Annotated in this window: 21 protein-coding genes; 15 read left to right on the top strand and 6 right to left on the bottom strand. The window is 61.1% G+C overall.

All coding sequences use genetic code 11. The annotated features are described in order from the left end of the window. Positions 1 to 14 precede the first annotated feature (14 nt). The 3 genes from BN1121_RS14040 to BN1121_RS14050 all read left to right on the top strand — a co-directional run bounded on the left by BN1121_RS14040 (position 15) and on the right by BN1121_RS14050 (position 3,648). On the top strand, positions 15 to 1,628 hold the full coding sequence (locus tag BN1121_RS14040) for an ABC transporter permease (protein WP_005345562.1): 1,614 nt from the start codon (positions 15 to 17) through the stop codon (positions 1,626 to 1,628). Between the two features lie 15 nt (positions 1,629 to 1,643). Next, positions 1,644 to 2,669, top strand: coding sequence for an ABC transporter ATP-binding protein (locus tag BN1121_RS14045; RefSeq protein ID WP_005345565.1), 1,026 nt, complete (start codon positions 1,644 to 1,646; stop codon positions 2,667 to 2,669). A 73-nt stretch (positions 2,670 to 2,742) separates the two neighbouring features. Beyond that, a complete protein-coding gene (locus BN1121_RS14050) occupies positions 2,743 to 3,648 on the top strand; it encodes a Dyp-type peroxidase (RefSeq protein WP_005345568.1) in 906 nt (301 codons plus the stop codon). A gap of 55 nt (positions 3,649 to 3,703) precedes the next feature. Here BN1121_RS14050 and argR read toward each other — a convergent pair whose 3' ends face one another. After that, entirely contained in the window at positions 3,704 to 4,174 is a 471-nt protein-coding gene (gene argR / locus BN1121_RS14055; RefSeq protein ID WP_005345571.1) for a transcriptional regulator ArgR, read from the bottom strand. Positions 4,175 to 4,365: 191 nt separating this feature from the next. On the opposite strand from argR, the gene BN1121_RS14060 reads away from it, so the two are divergent. From BN1121_RS14060 to BN1121_RS14085, 6 genes are all read left to right on the top strand, one after another. Continuing rightward, positions 4,366 to 5,106: an ATP-binding cassette domain-containing protein gene (locus BN1121_RS14060; RefSeq protein WP_005345572.1), complete on the top strand. Its 741-nt coding sequence runs from the start codon at positions 4,366 to 4,368 to the stop codon at positions 5,104 to 5,106. A gap of 14 nt (positions 5,107 to 5,120) precedes the next feature. After that, entirely contained in the window at positions 5,121 to 5,858 is a 738-nt protein-coding gene (locus tag BN1121_RS14065; RefSeq protein ID WP_005345573.1) for an arginine ABC transporter substrate-binding protein, read from the top strand. A 3-nt stretch (positions 5,859 to 5,861) separates the two neighbouring features. Next, entirely contained in the window at positions 5,862 to 6,512 is a 651-nt protein-coding gene (artQ, locus tag BN1121_RS14070) for an arginine ABC transporter permease ArtQ (RefSeq protein ID WP_005345576.1), read from the top strand. A gap of 2 nt (positions 6,513 to 6,514) precedes the next feature. Continuing rightward, positions 6,515 to 7,177: an arginine ABC transporter permease ArtM gene (gene artM / locus BN1121_RS14075; RefSeq protein ID WP_005345581.1), complete on the top strand. Its 663-nt coding sequence runs from the start codon at positions 6,515 to 6,517 to the stop codon at positions 7,175 to 7,177. A gap of 207 nt (positions 7,178 to 7,384) precedes the next feature. Further along, entirely contained in the window at positions 7,385 to 8,320 is a 936-nt protein-coding gene (gene mdh / locus BN1121_RS14080; RefSeq protein ID WP_005345584.1) for a malate dehydrogenase, read from the top strand. Between the two features lie 193 nt (positions 8,321 to 8,513). Next, on the top strand, positions 8,514 to 9,062 hold the full coding sequence (locus BN1121_RS14085) for a tetratricopeptide repeat protein (RefSeq protein WP_043597995.1): 549 nt from the start codon (positions 8,514 to 8,516) through the stop codon (positions 9,060 to 9,062). A 33-nt stretch (positions 9,063 to 9,095) separates the two neighbouring features. Here BN1121_RS14085 and hmpA read toward each other — a convergent pair whose 3' ends face one another. Beyond that, positions 9,096 to 10,283, bottom strand: a complete 1,188-nt coding sequence (hmpA, locus tag BN1121_RS14090; protein WP_005345589.1) for an NO-inducible flavohemoprotein — start codon at positions 10,281 to 10,283, stop codon at positions 9,096 to 9,098. Between the two features lie 110 nt (positions 10,284 to 10,393). Between hmpA and BN1121_RS14095 the strand changes: the two genes are divergently transcribed. Continuing rightward, positions 10,394 to 10,858 (top strand): Rrf2 family transcriptional regulator, encoded by a 465-nt coding sequence (locus BN1121_RS14095; RefSeq protein ID WP_005345594.1) that lies wholly within the window; start codon positions 10,394 to 10,396, stop codon positions 10,856 to 10,858. A gap of 28 nt (positions 10,859 to 10,886) precedes the next feature. Here BN1121_RS14095 and BN1121_RS14100 read toward each other — a convergent pair whose 3' ends face one another. Continuing rightward, positions 10,887 to 12,167: an HlyC/CorC family transporter gene (locus BN1121_RS14100; RefSeq protein WP_005345597.1), complete on the bottom strand. Its 1,281-nt coding sequence runs from the start codon at positions 12,165 to 12,167 to the stop codon at positions 10,887 to 10,889. 42 nt (positions 12,168 to 12,209) lie between these two features. Next, positions 12,210 to 12,998 (bottom strand): cytochrome C assembly family protein, encoded by a 789-nt coding sequence (locus BN1121_RS14105; protein WP_005345600.1) that lies wholly within the window; start codon positions 12,996 to 12,998, stop codon positions 12,210 to 12,212. A gap of 195 nt (positions 12,999 to 13,193) precedes the next feature. Here BN1121_RS14105 and ffh point away from each other — a divergent pair, with 195 nt between their 5' ends. From ffh to rplS, 5 genes are all read left to right on the top strand, one after another. Then, complete coding sequence (gene ffh, locus BN1121_RS14110) at positions 13,194 to 14,567, top strand: signal recognition particle protein (protein ID WP_005345605.1); 1,374 nt, start codon at positions 13,194 to 13,196, stop codon at positions 14,565 to 14,567. Between the two features lie 172 nt (positions 14,568 to 14,739). Then, entirely contained in the window at positions 14,740 to 14,988 is a 249-nt protein-coding gene (gene rpsP / locus BN1121_RS14115) for a 30S ribosomal protein S16 (protein WP_005345614.1), read from the top strand. Between the two features lie 26 nt (positions 14,989 to 15,014). Further along, a complete protein-coding gene (gene rimM, locus BN1121_RS14120) occupies positions 15,015 to 15,536 on the top strand; it encodes a ribosome maturation factor RimM (protein ID WP_005345618.1) in 522 nt (173 codons plus the stop codon). A 30-nt stretch (positions 15,537 to 15,566) separates the two neighbouring features. Next, positions 15,567 to 16,316 (top strand): tRNA (guanosine(37)-N1)-methyltransferase TrmD, encoded by a 750-nt coding sequence (gene trmD / locus BN1121_RS14125; RefSeq protein WP_005345621.1) that lies wholly within the window; start codon positions 15,567 to 15,569, stop codon positions 16,314 to 16,316. 32 nt (positions 16,317 to 16,348) lie between these two features. Further along, on the top strand, positions 16,349 to 16,696 hold the full coding sequence (rplS, locus tag BN1121_RS14130) for a 50S ribosomal protein L19 (protein ID WP_005345623.1): 348 nt from the start codon (positions 16,349 to 16,351) through the stop codon (positions 16,694 to 16,696). Positions 16,697 to 16,755: 59 nt separating this feature from the next. Here rplS and BN1121_RS14135 read toward each other — a convergent pair whose 3' ends face one another. Then, positions 16,756 to 17,076 carry an isoamylase early set domain-containing protein gene (locus BN1121_RS14135; RefSeq protein ID WP_005345628.1) on the bottom strand — a complete coding sequence of 107 codons (321 nt, stop codon included), beginning with the start codon at positions 17,074 to 17,076 and terminating at the stop codon, positions 16,756 to 16,758. An 82-nt stretch (positions 17,077 to 17,158) separates the two neighbouring features. Further along, positions 17,159 to 17,839, bottom strand: coding sequence for a DNA mismatch repair endonuclease MutH (gene mutH, locus BN1121_RS14140; protein WP_005345631.1), 681 nt, complete (start codon positions 17,837 to 17,839; stop codon positions 17,159 to 17,161). Between the last annotated feature and the right edge of the window lie 146 nt (positions 17,840 to 17,985).

Consider the following 17,985-nt stretch of genomic DNA (forward strand, 5'->3'; position numbering starts at 1 on the left):
GTACCAGGAAACCGATGAAGTATTCCGGTTGGATGGCCGGCAGCTGGCTCGTGGGCCTGCTGCTGGCCTTGCCCATTGTGGCCCTCTTCGTTTCTGCCCCGTCTGCCGACGGGGCTGTGATCGCACATCTGGTCGACACAGTGCTCGGCACCTATGTGAGCAACACTCTGCTGCTGATGCTGCTGGTGGTGGGACTGTCGCTCCTGTTCGGGGTGCCAACCGCCTGGCTGGTCGCCATGTGCCAGGTGCCGGGACGGCGTGCCCTGGAGTGGGCGCTGATGCTGCCCATGGCGATGCCCTCCTACATAGTCGCCTACGTCTACACGGATCTGCTCGACTTCTCCGGCCCCCTGCAGGTGACGCTGCGCGCCTGGTTCGGGCCCGAGCTGCGACTGCCGGAGATCCGCTCCCTCGGCGGGGCGGGCTGGATGCTGGCGCTGGTGCTCTTCCCCTATGTCTACCTGCTGACCCGGGCCTCCTTCCTCGAGCAGTCGGTGAGCCTGATCCAGTCGAGCCGCCTGCTCGGCTGCAGCCCGTGGCAGAGCTTCCGTCGCCTCAGCCTGCCTCTGGCGCGGCCCGCCATCATGGTGGCCGCCTCTCTGGTGGCGATGGAGACGCTGGCCGACTTCGCCACCGTGCACTTCTTCGCGGTCAACACCCTCACCACGGCGGTCTATGACACCTGGCTCGGCTACGGCAGCCTCTCGGCGGCCTCGGCCCTCTCCTGCCTGATGCTGGTGGGGGTGGCGGTGCTCATCGCCCTGGAGCGGCTCAGCCGCCGTCGGCGCCAGGTGTTCCAGAAGGGAATGGGTCACGAGCCCCCCCTCTGCTATCCCCTCTCGCCGGTGCGCCGACTGTTGGCGGCCCTCTGGTGTTGGGGGCTGGTGCTGGCGGGCTTCGTGCTGCCGTTTGCCATCCTGCTCGGCTACGCCATCGACTACGCCGGTCCCTCCTGGACGCCGGAGTTCGTTCGCTTCTCGAGCAACAGCCTGATGATCTCGGGGCTGGTGGCCTTGCTGGCGGTGGTGCTCTCCCTGCTGCTGGTCTTCACCCGTCGCCTCGACGGCGGGGTGAAGAGTCTGATCCCCCTGCGCCTGGCGGCGCTCGGCTATGCCCTGCCGGGTACTGTGCTGGCCATCGGGGTGCTGGTGCCGCTGACCGCCCTAGACTTTGCCATCAACGATCTGGCCGAATGGCTGGGAATCAGCGGCCCCGGCCTGCTCTTCACCGGCACCCTCACCGCCATCGTCTTCGGCTATCTGGTGCGTTTCATCGCCATCGCCATCGGCTCGGTCGAGAGCAGCATGGGCAAGATTGCCCCCAGCCTCGACATGGCGGCGCGCACCCTGGGTGAGCGCAGCGCCGGCATGTTGCGCCGGGTGCACCTGCCCCTGGTGCGACGCGGTCTGCTGGCCGGTGCCATGCTGGTGTTTATCGAATCGATGAAGGAGCTGCCGGCGGCCCTGCTGCTGCGCCCCTTCAACTTCGAGACCCTGGCCACCCACGTCTATCAATTTGTTTCCGACGAGATGCTCGAGCGCGGCGCGCTCGGGGCCATCGTCATCGTCCTGGTCGGTCTGTTGCCCCTCATCTGGGTCAACCGCTCTCTCGACAGCCAGGGCCACTGATCCAAGGAGTCGCCGATGTCGGTGCTTTCGGTCGAGCGGGTGAGTTGCCGCTATAACGGCCACAACGTGCTGGAAGATCTCTCCCTGACCGTGGGGGAGAACGAGATCGTCTGCCTGCTCGGGGCGAGCGGTTGCGGTAAGACCACGCTGCTCAAGGCCATCGCCGGCCTGCTCCCCCTCGCCCGGGGCGCCATTCGTCTCGGCAGCGAGACCCTGGCAGAGGAGGGGGTGATGGTGGCGCCGGAAGAGCGCCAGATCGGCATGATTTTTCAGGACTATGCCCTCTTTCCCCACCTGACGGTGGCGGGCAACATCGCCTTTGGCATCAGTCATCTGCCCCCCGCCGAACAGCGGAGTGAAGTGGCCGAGGTGCTCGAGCTGGTCAACCTGCAGGGGCTGGCCGAACGCTACCCGCACCAGCTCTCCGGGGGGCAGCAGCAGCGGGTCGCCATCGCCCGCGCCCTGGTCTGCCAGCCGCGCCTGATGTTGCTCGACGAGCCCTTCTCCAATATCGACACCCAGGTGCGGATGAAGCTCATCGCCGAGATCCGTGCCCTGCTCAAGAGCCGTGGCATCGGGGCCGTGTTTGTCAGCCACAGCAAGGAGGAGGCGTTTGCCTTCGCCGATCGGCTGGCCCTGTTTCGCAGCGGTCACATCGAGCAGGTGGGGGAGCCGGAGCGGCTCTATCGCCGGCCCGAGAATCGCTTCGTGGCCGAGTTTCTGGGGGCGGTCAACTACCTGCCGGCCGAGGTGCTGGATGAGTGGCGGGTGATGACGGTACTCGGTGAGGTGACCGGCAGCGAGCCCCACGGTCACGCCGTCGGCAGCCGGCCTGCATTGATGCTGCGTCCGCGTCAGCTGCATCTGCAGCCCGATGAGGCGGGCTGGCCCGTGTTGGGACAGCAGTTCCTCGGCCACCACTGCAAGGTGAGCATCGCCTGTGGCGATCTGACGCTGGAGGCGAGCAGTGCCGAGCCGCTGCCCACGGAGCGGGTCAGGGTGGAGGTGGCTCCCCATCCGCTGGTATTGTTTGAAGCCTGATTTGTTCCCGAGCAAGGACCGGGCCTCTGACCGGCCTATAATGGTCCGCTCAACTCGATGAGGGAGATAGGATATGCAAGCCCAACACGGCGTCTGCGCCGAACCGAACCTGCACGCACTCTACCTGATGCTCAACCGCAGCGGCGATGCCGGCGAGCTGACTGACCGCTTGGCCAAGGTGCCGGCCTTGTGGCAAGCGGTGCAGGCCGATTTCCCGGATGCCGCCTTCAGCGGTCTGGTGGCCATCGGCTCCGAGGCGTGGGACTCCCTCTATCCTGCCGCCCGTCCCGAGCAGCTGCGTGGTTTCATGGCTCAGTCTGCCAACGGTCATGAGGCGCCCCACACCCCGTTCGATCTCTTCGTCCAGCTGCGTGCCGACCGGGTCGATGTGTTGCACCACGCCGGCCATCGCCTGCTGGCCCTGCTGGCCGGTCTGGTGACGATCGCCGAGGAGCAGCGCGGGTTTCGCAACCTCGATTGCCGGGATCTGACCGGCTTCGTGGATGGCACCGAAAACCCGCAAGGGGAGCACAGGCCCGAGGTGGCCCTGGTGGCGGACGGGGAGTTCGCCGGCGGCTCCTATCTCCACGTGCAGCGCTTCGTCCATGCCATGAGCGACTGGGAGAGGCTGGCCATGAAGGCCCAGGAAGACATCATTGGTCGCACCAAGGCCGACAACGTCGAGTATGAGTCGGCCGACAAGCCGCTCACCGCTCACATCAAACGGGTCAACCTGAAGACCCCCAAGGGCGAGTCGATGGAGATACTGCGCCAGAGCATGCCCTGGGGCACCATGACCGAGCAGGGGCTCTACTTCATCTCCTGTTGCCGCACTCCGCTCCACTTCAACGCCATGCTGGCCAGCATGTACAAGGGGGAGGGGGGCCACTTCGATCACCTGCTGCGCTTCACCCGCGCCGTGACCGGCGCCGCCTTCTTCGCCCCGAGCATCGACTTCCTGGTGCGTCAGGGTCGCTAAAGCCCCACAACGAACAAACCCGGCCAAGGCCGGGTTTGTTGTTTCTGAGCGAGTCTCAGGGAGTCTGTTCGAACAGCTCGAGGGCCGACATGTAGAGCTCCTCGATCTCGGTATCGCTGGTCGGGGTGATGAAGATGGTGTCATCACCGGCGATGGTACCGAGGATCCCTTCCGCCTTGCCGAGGGAGTCGAGCAGGCGGGCGATCAGCTGGGCCGCACCCGGGCTGGTGTGGATCACCACCAGGGCACCGTTGTGATCGATGTCCAGCACCAGGTTCTTGAGCGGGCTGGAGGTAGTGGGTACACCCAGCTCGACCGGCAGACAGTAGACCATCTCCATCTTGGCGTTGCGGGTGCGTACCGCGCCGAAGCGGCTCAGCATCCGTGACACCTTGGATTGGTTGATATTTTCGAAACCCATTTCCTGCAGGGCGGCAACGATCTCCGCCTGGGAGCCAAACCGTTCCTCCTTGAGCAAGGCCTTGAAAGCCTTAGCCAGCTTCTCTTGCTTGTCGTTATGTTTCATCTTGATCTCAGCGTAAAGATGCCTGTGGTGCCCAGGCGGCAGGGTATTTCGCCCGCTTATTCTGCATTCGGCCCCCGATTTTTGCAAGAAAGAGCGCTTTATACTGCATATCGATTCAAATTTGACTTGATTTGGCCGATGTTAAGGCTAGAATCGGAACTTATTTTTGCAAACTTATTCATTATAACTGTATGGCTATTGAGTTGTCCTGCGTGGTCAAAAGTTGGCAGGAACACCCCATTCTTCAGCACATCTCGTTTCGCACCGAAGCGGGAGAGACGCTGGTTCTGCTGGGGCCAAGCGGTGCGGGAAAGAGCTCGCTGCTGCGTCTGATGAACCTGCTCGACACCCCGGACAGCGGCACCCTGTCTATCGGTGGTGCTGAATTTTCTTTCCCGGCGGCCCTCGGCAGCCCCGACTATGCCCGCCAGAGCCAGGCCTTGCGGCGCAAGGTGGGCATGGTGTTTCAGCAGTATCATCTGTGGCCTCACCTCACCGTGATGGAGAACCTCATCGAGGCGCCGCTCAAGGTACTGGGGATGGGCCGGGCCGAGGCGACAGACAAGGCGCGCTACCTGCTCGCCCAGCTGCGCCTGGGGGACAAGCAGGATGCCTGGCCGGCGCGCCTCTCCGGTGGCCAGCAGCAGCGGGTGGCGATCGCCCGTGTCCTGATGATGGATCCCGAGATCCTGCTCTTTGACGAGCCGACTGCGGCCCTGGATCCCGAGATCACCAAGGAGGTGGCCGAGATCATCCGTACCCTGGCCGGCACCGGCATCACTCAGGTGGTAGTGACCCATGAGGTGGAGTTTGCCCGCCGCATCGCCAGCCAGGTGATCTACCTGGAACGCGGCCAGATTGTTGAGATGGGGGGCCCGGAGTGTTTCACTGCCCCCCGCACCGAGCGCTTCGCGCAATTTCTGATGCATTGATAAGGAAAGCTGTCATGAAAAAAGCGGTATTGCTGTTGGCTACTCTCGGCCTGATGGCCGGCTCTGCCGTCGCCAAGGAGATCAAGTTTGCCACCGAGGCGACCTATGCCCCGTTCGAATTTATCGACGACAAGAACGAGTTTCAGGGTTTCGACATCGATCTGGCCCGCGCCATCTGCGCCGAAGCCAAGCTGGAGTGCTCCTTCCACAACCAGGCGTTCGACAGCCTGATCCCGAGCCTCAAGTTCCGCCGCTACGACGTGGCCATCGCCGCCATGGATGTCACCCCGGAGCGTACCGCCCAGGTCGATTTCTCCGACATCTATTACGAGAACTCCGCCGTGTTTGTGGCCAAGAAGGGGGGGCTCAAGAGCCCGGAAGAGCTGGCCCAGAAGACGGTTGGCGTGCAAAACGGCTCCTCCCATCAGTCTTATGTACTGGATAACTGGAACAGCAAGGGCGTGCTGAGCGTGCCTTACGCCAGCTACCAGAATGCCTTCCTCGACATGCTCAACGGTCGTATCGATGCCGTGTTTGCCGACACCGCAGTGGCCGCCGAGTGGCTCAAGCAGCATCCGGAATACGCCATGCTGGGTGACAAGGTGACCGACGCCAAGTATTTCGGCACCGGCTTCGGGATGGCGGTGGCCAAAGGCAACGGCGAGCTGCTGGGTCAGCTCAACGCCGGCCTGAAGGCCATCAAGGCCAACGGTACCTACCAGAAGATCTACGACAAGTACTTCGCCCACTGATCCATGCTGAACCTGCTGTTACAGGCCACCCTCATGACCCTTGGTCTGGGGCTGGCCTCTCTGCTCGGCGGCCTGTTGCTGGCCATCCTGTTCAGCGCCGCCGAGCTCTCGGGCAAACGCCCCCTGGCCTGGCCGGTGGCCCTGGTCACCTCGCTTATTCGTGGCCTGCCCGAGATTTTGGTCGTGCTGTTCATCTACTTCGGCTCGACCCAGGTGCTGTTCCTCATCACCGGTGAGTACGTGGAGTTCAGCCCCTTCGCCTGCGGTGTGCTGGCCCTCTCGCTGCTGTTTGCCAGCTACGCCAGCCAGACCCTGCGTGGTGCCCTCAATGCGGTGCCCATGGGTCAGCGGCAGGCGGCCTGGGCGCTTGGGCTCGGACGCGTGCATACCTTCGTGCGTATCGTGCTACCCCAGGCCTGGCGCCACGCCCTGCCCGGGCTTGGTAATCAGTGGCTGGTGCTGCTCAAGGACACGGCCCTGGTGTCGCTCATCGGGGTCAACGACCTGATGCGTCAGGCCCAGCTCGCCTCGGCCAGCACCTATGAGCCTTTCACCTGGTACGCCGCGGCGGCCCTCATCTATCTGGTCATCTCCCTGTGCAGCGAGTGGCTGCTGGGACAGGCCGCCCGCTACACCCGCCGCTACGGAGGCTAGTCATGCTTGCCTATCTCGCCACCCTGCTCGAGGGGCTCGGCACCACCCTCGGCCTGACGGTGGCCAGCCTGCTGCTGGGGGTGACCCTGGCCCTGTTGATGACCTGGGTGCTGGAGCGCCGGGTGCCCCTGGTGCGCCAGCTGGTACAGACCTGGATCCTGCTGTTCACCGGTACCCCGCTCTTGGTGCAGATCTTCCTCATCTATTACGGACCGGGCCAGTTTGCCTGGCTCAAGGAGAGCTGGCTCTGGATCTGGCTCAAGCAGCCCTGGTTCTGCGCCATGCTGGCGCTTGGCTTCAATACGGCGGCCTACTCGACCCGCTTGTTCAAGGGGGCCCTCGACGCCATCCCGTCCGGTGAGGTGGAGGCGTGCCGGGCACTGGGCATGAGCCCGGGGCAGACGCTCTGGATGAAGGTGCGCCACGCGGCGCGGCGCCTGGTGCCGGCCTATTCCAACGAGGTGATCCTGGTGCTCAAGGGGAGCTCCCTTGCCAGCACTATCACCATCATGGACATCATGGGACTGGCCCAGCGACTCAACGCCCAGACCTACGACACCCTGGCCGTGTTCGGGGTGGCGGGTTCCCTCTATCTGGCCATGAACGGATTGTTAACGATTTTGTTTCGTCTGGTAGAAAAACGGGCCCTGCGTTTTCAGGCATGAGGGGCCGAATGAGCATAAAAATGGAAAAAAACCGTGCTTTGTATCCACTTGTGGGTATTTTTGTGCGGCTATTTTCTCCCCTTGTCTGATGCCTCACAGAACCCGACGTCGACCCTGTTATCAGATTGTTTTTTCGGGGGTGATCCAGTAAGGTGAGGCGCACAAGAACATAGTGCCTTAAACCTACGCTTAAACAGGGAGTTGATCATGAAAGTTGCCGTACTGGGTGCCGCAGGTGGCATCGGCCAAGCCCTCGCTCTGCTGCTCAAAAATCGTCTGCCGGCTGGCTCCGAACTGAGCCTCTATGACATTGCTCCGGTCACCCCGGGCGTCGCCGTGGATCTGAGCCACATCCCGACCGATGTGAAGATCAAGGGGTTCTGCGGTGAAGACCCGACTCCGGCTCTGGTCGGTGCCGACGTGGTGCTGATCTCTGCCGGTGTGGCCCGCAAGCCGGGCATGGATCGCTCCGATCTGTTCAACATCAACGCCGGTATCGTGCGCAACCTCATCGAGAAGTGTGCGGCCACCTGCCCGAAGGCGCTGATCGGCATCATCACCAACCCGGTCAACACCACGGTCGCCATCGCCGCCGAGGTATTGAAGAAGGCCGGTGTCTATGACAAGCGTCGCCTGTTCGGTGTCACCACCCTGGACGTGATCCGCGCCGAGACCTTCGTGGCCGAGGCCAAGGGTCTGAACGTGGACAAGGTTCGCGTCAAGGTGATCGGCGGCCACAGCGGCACCACCATACTGCCGCTGCTCTCCCAGATCGAAGGCGCCTCCTTCACCGAGGAAGAGGTCGCGGCCATGACCAAGCGTATCCAGAACGCCGGTACCGAAGTGGTCGAAGCCAAGGCCGGTGGCGGCTCTGCCACCCTCTCCATGGGTCAGGCGGCCTGCCGCTTCGGCCTGTCGCTGATCAAGGGCCTGCAGGGTGAAGCCAACGTCATCGAGTGTGCCTACGTGGAAGGCAACGGCAAACACGCCACCTTCTTTGCCCAACCGGTGCTGCTTGGCAAGAACGGGGTCGAGTCCGTGCTGGAGTACGGCAAGCTGAGCGCCTTCGAGCAGAAGGCCATGGACAGCATGCTGGATACCCTCAAGGGTGACATCCAACTCGGGATCGACTTCGTCAAGTAAGTTGTCTCTGGATGAAAGGGGAGCTCAGGCTCCCCTTTTGCATTTCAGGCTGTCGCCAAGCGGCCGATAAACAGGAACAGCAGGAGGTGGTATGAAAAAGATGCTCTGTTTGTCCCTGTGGGGCATGGCGGCGCTCGCCTGGGGAGCGGATGAGATCCCCGTGGTGCGCGCCCCGGAGGGGAGTGAGGCGCCCATGGAGGCGGTACAGCTCTATAGCCAGGATGAGTTGATTGGCTGGATCGAGCAGGGGACCCATCTCAAGCGGGTGCAGGATGACAAGTGTCAACTGACCCAGGACATTGAGGCGCGGGCCAGCGTGATGAAGATCCCGGCCTATCAGTTCCTGTGGGGAGATATGTTGGCCTGGGGGGTCTGCACCAAGGCCAATGCCGAGCTGGGGATCTCTTATCTGCGGGAGGCGGCCGATCAAGGCCTGGCGCCGGCGCTCGAGCAACTTGGCCGTTATTACTGGAAGGGCACTCTGGTACAAAAGGATCTGCGCCGTGCTGAGGTTATGTTGCGTGAGGCGGCCGGAGCCGGCTTTATCAAGGCCCAGATCCTCTGGGTGGAGTTTCTGGTGGCAGGCAATGGCAGCCCGCTCGATTACGAGAACGCCTATCACTTGCTGCACAACGCCGTGATAGGCGACAAGGCGCAGCACCAGAAGGCGGTTTCGCTGCTCTCACGACTGGCCAGCAAGATGCCTGAAAACGTGGTGGCTCGCGCTCAGGCGATGCATTAAAACAAGGGGCGTGCCAGGCACGCCCCTTCTCTTTTACAGGCTCTGATGGGGGCCGAAGAACTCGTAGTGCAAACGCCCCTCTTCGACCCCGCGTTCGCTCAACTGGCGTTTCACCTCTCGCATAAACCCTTCGGGGCCGCAGAAGTAGTAGTGGGCCCCTGCCGGTAACAGCTCATAGATCTGCTCCAGGTCCATCTGGCCACTAAAGTCGAATCTCCCCTTGTCCTCATCGCGTGGTTGGCGGTACCAGGTTCTGGCCTCCAGATTGGGGTGGCTGGCTGCCTTGGTGGCGATCTCGTCGGCGAAGGCGTGCAGGCCGCCATGCTCGCAGGCGTGCAGCCAGCGGATCTCTGCCTGATGCCCGCTCGTTAGCAGGTGGCCCAGCATCGACAGCATGGGGGTGAGGCCGACCCCTCCCGAGAGCAGCACCACCGGAGTGTCGGGCTCTGCCTGCAGGACGAAGTCCCCCGCCGGCGGCACCACCGCCAGTTCGTCCCCTTCCTCGAAGTGATCGTGCAGCAGGTTGGAAACCTGTCCACCCGCCTCGCGCTTCACGCTGATGCGGTAGTGGCGGCCGTTGGGGGCATCGGAGAGCGAGTATTGACGAATCTCGGTATGGGCAAGAGCGGGGTGGCTCAATTGCAGGCTCAGGTACTGGCCCGGGATGAAGTCGACCACCTGACCCCCGTCTTTGGGCTCGAGCACGAAGCTGGTGATGAGGTCGGATTCGACCCGTTTCTGGCGAATGATGAAGGGGCGAGTACCGCGCCAGCCGCCGGCCGCCTGCTCCCGTTCGGTGTAGATCTGCTCCTCACGACCGATGAAGACGGAGGCGAGCAGGCCATAGGCCTTCTCCCAGGCGGCCAGGATGCCATCGGTGACCGCCTCTCCCCCCAATTCTTTGAGCGTGGCCAAGAGATGGGTACCCACAATGTGGTATTGTTGCGGCTGAATCATAAATCCGGTGTGCTTATGGGCGATGCGTTCAACGGCGCCCGTGAGTGCGGCCAGATTGTCGATGTGCTGGGCATAAGCCGCGATGGCGTTGAAGAGGGCGACCGGCTGGCCACCACTGTGCTGATGAGCCAGGTTGAACACCTCTGTCAGTTCGGGGTTATGGGTGAACATACGCTGGTAGAAGTGCTTGGTCATGGCTGGACCGGCTGATTCCAGAAGGGGGATGGTGCTCTTGATGGTGGCAATCGTCTGTTGATCCAGCATGGTGATCTCCGCTTTAATTGAACATATAAAATGTCATTTACTTAAGTGGCATCCTAAATGTTTATTTGATTCAGATCAATAAATCTCCCTGCAGAGAGCAAGAGTCGACTATGAGACTGACCAGTTATACCGATTTTGGACTGAGAGCCCTGCTCTATCTGGCGATCCTGCCGGAGGGGGAACTGTCGAGTGTTGGCAAGGTTTCGGCCCTCTATGACGTCTCCCGTAACCACATGGTCAAGGTGATCAATCAGCTGGTGAAGCTGGGGTATCTAGGGTCACAGCGCGGTAAAAACGGGGGGATCTGGCTGGCCGTGAAGCCTGCCGAGGTGAACGTGGGGGCGGTGATCCGCGAGCTCGAGGGGAATCTCGACGGCATCGACTGCGGCTCACCGGTTTGCCACATCGTCTCCGTCTGCCTGCTCAAAGGGGCGCTCAAGGAGGCGATGAGTGCCTTCTTGCGGGTAATGGATGGCTATACCCTTGAGGATCTCCTCGCCAACCGGAGCGAATTACAGCAGGTCTTTGGACAGCTCATCCCTACCCTGACGGTAGAAGAGGATCCGGAAGAGTAAAAGGGGCGGCCAACGGGCCGCCCCTCTGTCAATGATCGCCGTCCTGTGTGCGCCGATAGAGATCGGGCATCAGACGCACCAGCTTCACCATGTTTTGCTCCACCTCGAGGACTTCGATGGGATAGCCAGCCAGTCGCAGGCTGATGTTGGGCTGGGGCAGATCTTCCAGATATTCGAGGATCAGGCCGTTGAGGGTGCGAGGCCCGTCGGTGGGCAGATGCCAGCCCATCTCCTTGTTGAGTTCGCGAATGTTGGCCGAGCCCTCCACCAGATAGGTGCCATCGGGCTGGGGATGGATCTCGTCGCTCGGCGTCGGGGCCATCGAGGTGGTGAAATCGCCCACTATCTCCTCGAGGATGTCATCCAGGGTGATGAGACCCTGAATATCCCCATACTCATCGACGATGAGGCCGATCCGCTCCTTGTTACGCTGGAACTTGGCCATCTGCACGTTGAGTGGCGTCCCCTCGGGGATGAAGTAGATCTCCTTGACCGCACGCAGCAGGCTCGACTTGTTGAACTGCTCCTTGGCCAGCAGGCGCAGGGCATCCCGCGCGTGCAGGAATCCCACCACGTCGTCGATGTTGTCCCGATAGAGCAGCGCCTTGGTATGGGGGCTGTGTACCAGCTGGCGCACTATGCTCTTCCAGTCGTCGTTGATGTCGATGGCATAGATGTCGCTGCGCGGCACCATGATGTCCTCGACCAGCACCTTGTCCAGATCCAGTATGCTGAGCAGCATGTCCTGGTGACGCTGGGGGATAAGGTTACCCGCCTCGTTGACTATGGTACGCAGCTCCTCTGGGCTGAGGGACTGATCCGAGCCCGGCTGTAGCCGCAGTAGCCGCAGCAGCAAGTTGGTCACCCCGTTGATCATCCAGACGAAGGGAGAGAGCGGCACCATCAGCCCCTTGAGAATCCAGGAGGCCGGGTAGGCAACCCGCTCAGGGAACATGGCGGCCAGTGTCTTGGGGGTCACCTCACCGAAGACGAGTACGACTATGGTGAGACCGAAGGTCGCGATGGCGACCCCGAGATCCCCGAACAGACGGATACAGACCACGGTGGCGATGGCCGAGGCGAGGATGTTGACCAGGTTGTTGCCGATGAGGATGAGACCGAGCAGACGGTCCGGCCGCTCGAGCAGCTTCTCGACCCGTCGTGCCGCTCTGTGTTTGGTCTGGGCCAGATGGCGCAACCGATAGCGGTTGAGCGACATCATGCCGGTTTCTGAACTGGAGAAGAAGGCGGAACAGAGGATGAGCAGCACCAGAACGATGAGTAGTGTGCCCGTCGATATGCTATCCAAAAAGGACTCCCTTGGTTGGTTGAAAGAGCGCAGCCGGCGCGGTTAGCTCAGGATGATCTCCTTGACGAAGCGGCTGCCAAAATAGGCGAGGGTGAGGATCAGGCTGCCCAGCAGGCTTAACCAGACTACCTTGCGACCCCGCCAGCCATGGACGTGATGTCCCCACAGCAGGAACACATACACACACCAGGCGATGATGGAGAGGATCGCCTTGTGCGCCTTGCCCTGAGCAAACATGTCGCTGAGGAAGAAGAAGCCGGAGGCGATGGAGAGGGTGAGCAGAAACAGACCCACCGTCATGAGACGAAACAGACGTTTCTCGACCGTCATCAGCGGCGGCATGGCGGGCAGGTGGGTGAGCTTGCGCGCCTTGAGGCGATAGTCGAGATAAGCCAGTTGCAGGGCAAACAGGCTGGCGATGGAGAGCACAGAGTAGGCGATGAGGGCCAGCCCGATATGCAGCAGTAGCTGGGGGTGTGACTCCAGATGGGTGATGAAGTGGTTCGGGATCAGGGTATCTGCCACGATAAGCAGCGCCGAGAAGCCGTACACCACGGGCAGCAGCAGCCAGCCGTTGAAACGCCGGGTCACACCGGTCATGAAGGCGCTGATGATGAAGCTGACCAGGGAAGCGACATTGAGCAGGCTCAGATTCTGGCCTGACTGGGTGACCACCTCCTGCGTGAGGGAAAACAGGTGGCAGAGCAGGGCCAGCCCGGCACAGGCAAACAGCTGCCTGTGACCCTGAGTGCCCGGTGCGAGCAGCAGATGCAGGGAGGCGATGATGGCCAGCAGATAAAAGGCCAGCGCCAGAACGGAGAGAACGATCATAGGTAAGTCGTTGCCGAGCAAGCTCTTCTGTGGTCAAGACTGGCAGTATACCCCCTGCGGCGCCCTGCTCGCCAGTTGTGCAATTCCGATCCTGCCCCCATATCCGGTGCATCGGACCTCGCTCGCCATCGTGCCGCGGCCGATGCTGGGTTATAATGCCGCCAATTTGCAACGCCAAGACATTCGGAACGCGTCATGTTTGAGAATTTGACAGATCGACTCTCGCGCACCCTGCGCAACATCAGTGGCCGTGGCCGCCTCACCGAGGAGAACATCAAGGAGACCCTGCGTGAAGTGCGCATGGCCCTGCTGGAAGCCGACGTGGCGCTGCCCGTGGTGCGTGACTTCGTGGGGCGCGTCAAGGAGCGGGCGGTCGGCCAGGAGGTCGCCAAGTCCCTGAGCCCGGGTCAGGCCTTCATCAAGATCGTCCACGCCGAGCTGGTCGGCGTGATGGGCGAGGCCAACGAGCAGCTGAATCTGGCGGCCCAGCCCCCCGCCATCATCTTGATGGCCGGTCTGCAGGGTGCCGGTAAGACCACCTCGGTGGGCAAGCTGGCCAAGTTCCTCAAAGAGCGCAACAAGAAGAAGGTGCTGGTGGTCAGTGCCGACGTCTACCGTCCGGCGGCGATCAAGCAGCTCGAGACCCTGGCCAGCGACATCGGCGTCGACTTCTTCCCGAGTGAGGCAACCCAGAAACCGATCGACATCGCCAGCGGTGCCGTCGACCACGCCCGCAAGAAATTCTACGACGTCGTGATCGTCGATACTGCCGGCCGTCTGCACGTGGATGGCGAGATGATGGAGGAGATCAAGGATCTCCACGCCGCCATCAAGCCGGTCGAGACCCTGTTCGTGGTCGACGCCATGACAGGTCAGGACGCCGCCAGCACCGCCAAGGCCTTTAACGAGGCGCTGCCGCTGACCGGTGTCATCCTCACCAAGGCGGACGGTGACGCCCGCGGTGGTGCCGCCCTGTCGGTGCGCCACATCACCGGCAAGCCGGTCAAGTTTATCGGGGTCGGCGAGAAGACCGACGCCCTCGAGCCGTTCCATCCGGACCGACTCGCCTCTCGCATCCTCGGCATGGGCGACGTGCTCTCCCTGATCGAGGAGGTGGAGCGCAGCGTCGACAAAGAGAAGGCCGCCAAGCTGGCCGAGAAGGTCAAGAAGGGGCAGGGGTTCGATCTCGAGGACTTCCGCGAGCAACTGGCCCAGATGCGCAACATGGGCGGCATGATGGGGCTGCTCGACAAGCTGCCCGGCATGTCCGGCCTGCCCGATAACGTCAAGGATCAGATGGATGACAAGCTCACCGTGCGTATGGAGGCCATCATCAGCTCCATGACCCGCAAGGAGCGCGCCCATCCTGATATCATCAAGGGCTCACGCAAGCGCCGCATTGCGGCCGGTGCCGGGGTGGAGGTGCAAGACGTGAACCGCTTGCTCAAGCAGTTCACCGAGATGCAGCGCATGATGAAAAAGATGTCCGGCAAGGGCGGCATGCGCAAGATGATGAGCCAGATGCGCGGCATGATGCCGCCGGGCTTTGGTGGCGGCCGCGGATTCTGACGGTCATGACCCGACAGGGGGCTCGCTACGGCGGGCCTCCTGCGTTTCTATTGGGCAAAAAATGGCAGGTTCGGTTGCATTTGTCCCGAATCCAAGTAGAATTATGCGGCTTATTTTAAGCTAGGGTCCGCGTGTTTGCGGGCCTTGTTCATTTGATGTTTATGAGGACGATATGGTAACCATTCGTTTACAACGTGGTGGCGCGAAAAAGCGTCCGTTCTACCAGGTAGTAGTTGCTGACAGCCGTAACGCCCGTGACGGCCGCTTCATCGAGCGCGTTGGTTTCTTCAACCCGATCGCCGCCGGTCAAGCTGAAAAGCTGAACCTGGACATGGCTCGCATCGAACACTGGGTTGCCACTGGCGCCAACGTGTCCGACCGCGTTGCCAAGCTGATCAAAGACGCCCGCAAGGCTGCTTAATCAGTCTGATTGGTAAGGAGTCCGAGGTGGAAAAACCTGTAGTCATGGGCACGCTCGGTACCGTTTACGGTATCAAGGGTTGGCTCAAAGTGAACTCCTTCACCGACGTTGCCGAAGCGATTTTCGATTACAACCCCTGGTTGATTCATCAAAACGGGGAGTGGCGCGAAATCCGGGTAGCCGGCTGGAAACGTCACAACAAGGGTCTGATTTGCAAGCTCGATGGTATCGACCTGCGCGAAGATGCCCTCGCATTGACCAATCTCGAGATTGGCGTCAACGCGGATCTGCTGCCCGATCTGCCCGATGGCGAGTTCTACTGGCGCGACCTCATCGGTTGCACCGTGGTGACCACCAAGGGGTATGACCTGGGCGAAGTGACCGAGTTGATGGAGACCGGCTCCAATGACGTGCTGGTCGTCAAGGCGAACGTAAAAGATGCCTTTGGCAAAAAGGAGCGGCTGTTGCCGTTTCTGGAAGGGCAGGTGGTCCTCAATGTGGATCTCGCTGCCAAAACAATCGAAGTTGATTGGGATCCTGGTTTCTAGTTCCCTGACATTCGGTGTCGGAGGTTTCATATGTGGATTGGGGTGATTAGCCTCTTCCCGGAAATGTTCCGAGCCATTACCGAACACGGGGTAACGGGTCGGGCCGTCAAGAATGGCCTGTTGCAGATTGAGTGCTGGAACCCCCGGGACTTTACCCACGATAAACACCGCACGGTCGACGATCGACCCTATGGTGGTGGGCCCGGCATGTTGATGATGGTTCAGCCGCTGCGTGATGCGATTCACGCGGCCAAGACGGCGGCAGGTGACGGGGCGAAAGTCATCTATCTCTCACCCCAGGGGCGCAAGCTGACACAGGCTGGCGTCACCGAGCTGGCGGTCAATCAGAAGCTGATTCTGGTGGCCGGTCGATACGAGGGTATCGACGAGCGGGTAATCCAGACCGAGGTCGACGAAGAGTGGTCCATCGGTGATTACGTGCTAAGTGGCGGCGAACTGCCTGCCATGACCCTGATCGACGCTGTATCGCGTCTGGTGCCAGGGGTCTTGGGGGATCAGGCAAGCGCCGAGCAGGACTCCTTTACGGATGGCCTGCTGGATCACCCCCACTATACCCGGCCCGAGGTGTTGGACGGGCTGACGGTGCCCGAGGAGCTGCTGAGTGGCAACCATGCGCTGATCCGGCGCTGGCGACTGAAGCAGTCTCTTGGACGGACCTGGCTGAGAAGGCCGGAACTTATTAACAACCTAGCTCTGACTGACGAGCAAGAATCGCTTCTTGCCGAGTATGTTCGCGAACAGCAGGACATCGTTAAGTAGAGTTATCAGTTAACCCTAGGTAGGAAAAGACTATGAGCAAGATTATTCAACAGCTTGAACAAGAGCAGATGCGTACCGATATCCCGGCTTTTGCCCAGGGCGATACCGTGCGTGTTCAAGTTCGCGTTAAAGAAGGTGGTAAAGAGCGTCTGCAGGCTTTCGAAGGCGTTGTTATTGCCAAGCGTAACCGCGGTCTGCACTCTGCTTTCACCGTTCGCAAGATCTCCAACGGCGAAGGCGTTGAGCGTGTATTCCAGACTCACTCTCCGCTGATCCACAGCGTAGAGCTGAAGCGTCGTGGTGACGTTCGCCGCGCCAAGCTGTACTACCTGCGCAACCTGTCCGGTAAAGCTGCTCGTATCAAAGAGAAGCTCAACTAATTCCGACAGGAACGAAAAGGCTCGCCAATGGCGAGCCTTTTTTGTTGGTGTTGGACTGATTACTGCACCCGGATCACCGAGTTGTCGCGGCCGAAGGGGCCGGGAACATAGTCGTCGGCTGCCCAGTCGTTGTCATAGCGCTCTTCCCCTTCCTGGTTGACCAAGCGGTAGCAGTATTGAAACTGCGCCTGCTGATCGGTCGGCAGGTTCAGGGTGGTCTTGAATTCACCGCTCTTCATCTTCTTGAGCTCCAGCGGTTCCCACTGATTGAACTCACCCAGCAAGAATACCTGCTCGGCCCCGGTGGCCGCCTCTCTATCGACCGCAAAGGTCACCTTCACTTCGGGTTTGGACTTGAGATATTGCTTCGACAACGGCATGACTAGCTCCTCTGAGTAATGTATTGGGTTCCATCATCTCAGGCTAGTTTTACACCAATTCTTGATGTGAGTGTTATTTGTCTCACTCGCCGTGGGCGTAATAGTGTTGCAGCAGGGTGTGGGTAAAGGGGATCTTGAGGTAGAAACCACGGGGGCGCGTCAGGACGGGATCGCCGTCTTGCCCGATGGCCCGGGTGAGTGCCTGTCCGTTGGCCGCCTTGGGGCGTAGCTGTAGCACCTGGCCGTGGCGGGCGGTGATCTGCTCGACCTGGCCCAGCACTATCATGTCCATCAGCTCTTCCCAATCCTGACGCAGCAGCGCCTCTTCCTCGGGCGAGGGGCGCCACAGCAAAGGCATGCCGACACGCCGCTCGGCGACCGGGATCTCGCGGGATCCCTCGACCGGGATCCAGAGCACCTGGGAGAGCTTGTTGCGAATATTGGAGTGCTCCCATGACAAACCGGTGAGGCCGACCAGAGGAGCAACGCAGACGAAGGTGGTCTCGAGGGGCTTGCCGGCTGGATCGATTGGGATCGTCTTGAGCTCGACGCCCAGCTCGGGAAAGTCCTGCTCCGGTTTGCTGCCGGCGGTGGCACCCAGATGCCATTCGATGAGCTGACCGACCCATCCCTTGTGGCGTCGCAGATCCTTGGGGACACGCTGGCCGGCGAGCCCGGCCAGTTCAGCCAGCGGTAGGCCAGCAATCTCGTTGGCTCGGAGCAACAACTGGTCGAGCGAGTGGGGAGGAAGTGGTGCTTTCATAGGGCGCTATTCTACTCGATCACAGAGATCTTATGGTTGTCTGTTTTTTGTACGGTTATGCCGGTGTCCAATCCTGACTGACCCACAGTGCTGTTTTTAGTGTAATTATATGTTTTTTATCGCTTTTTATTATGTTGACTTCATGG

It is taken from the genome of Aeromonas diversa CDC 2478-85 (assembly GCF_000819805.1).
GTDB classification, from domain to species: Bacteria; Pseudomonadota; Gammaproteobacteria; order Enterobacterales; family Aeromonadaceae; genus Aeromonas; species Aeromonas diversa.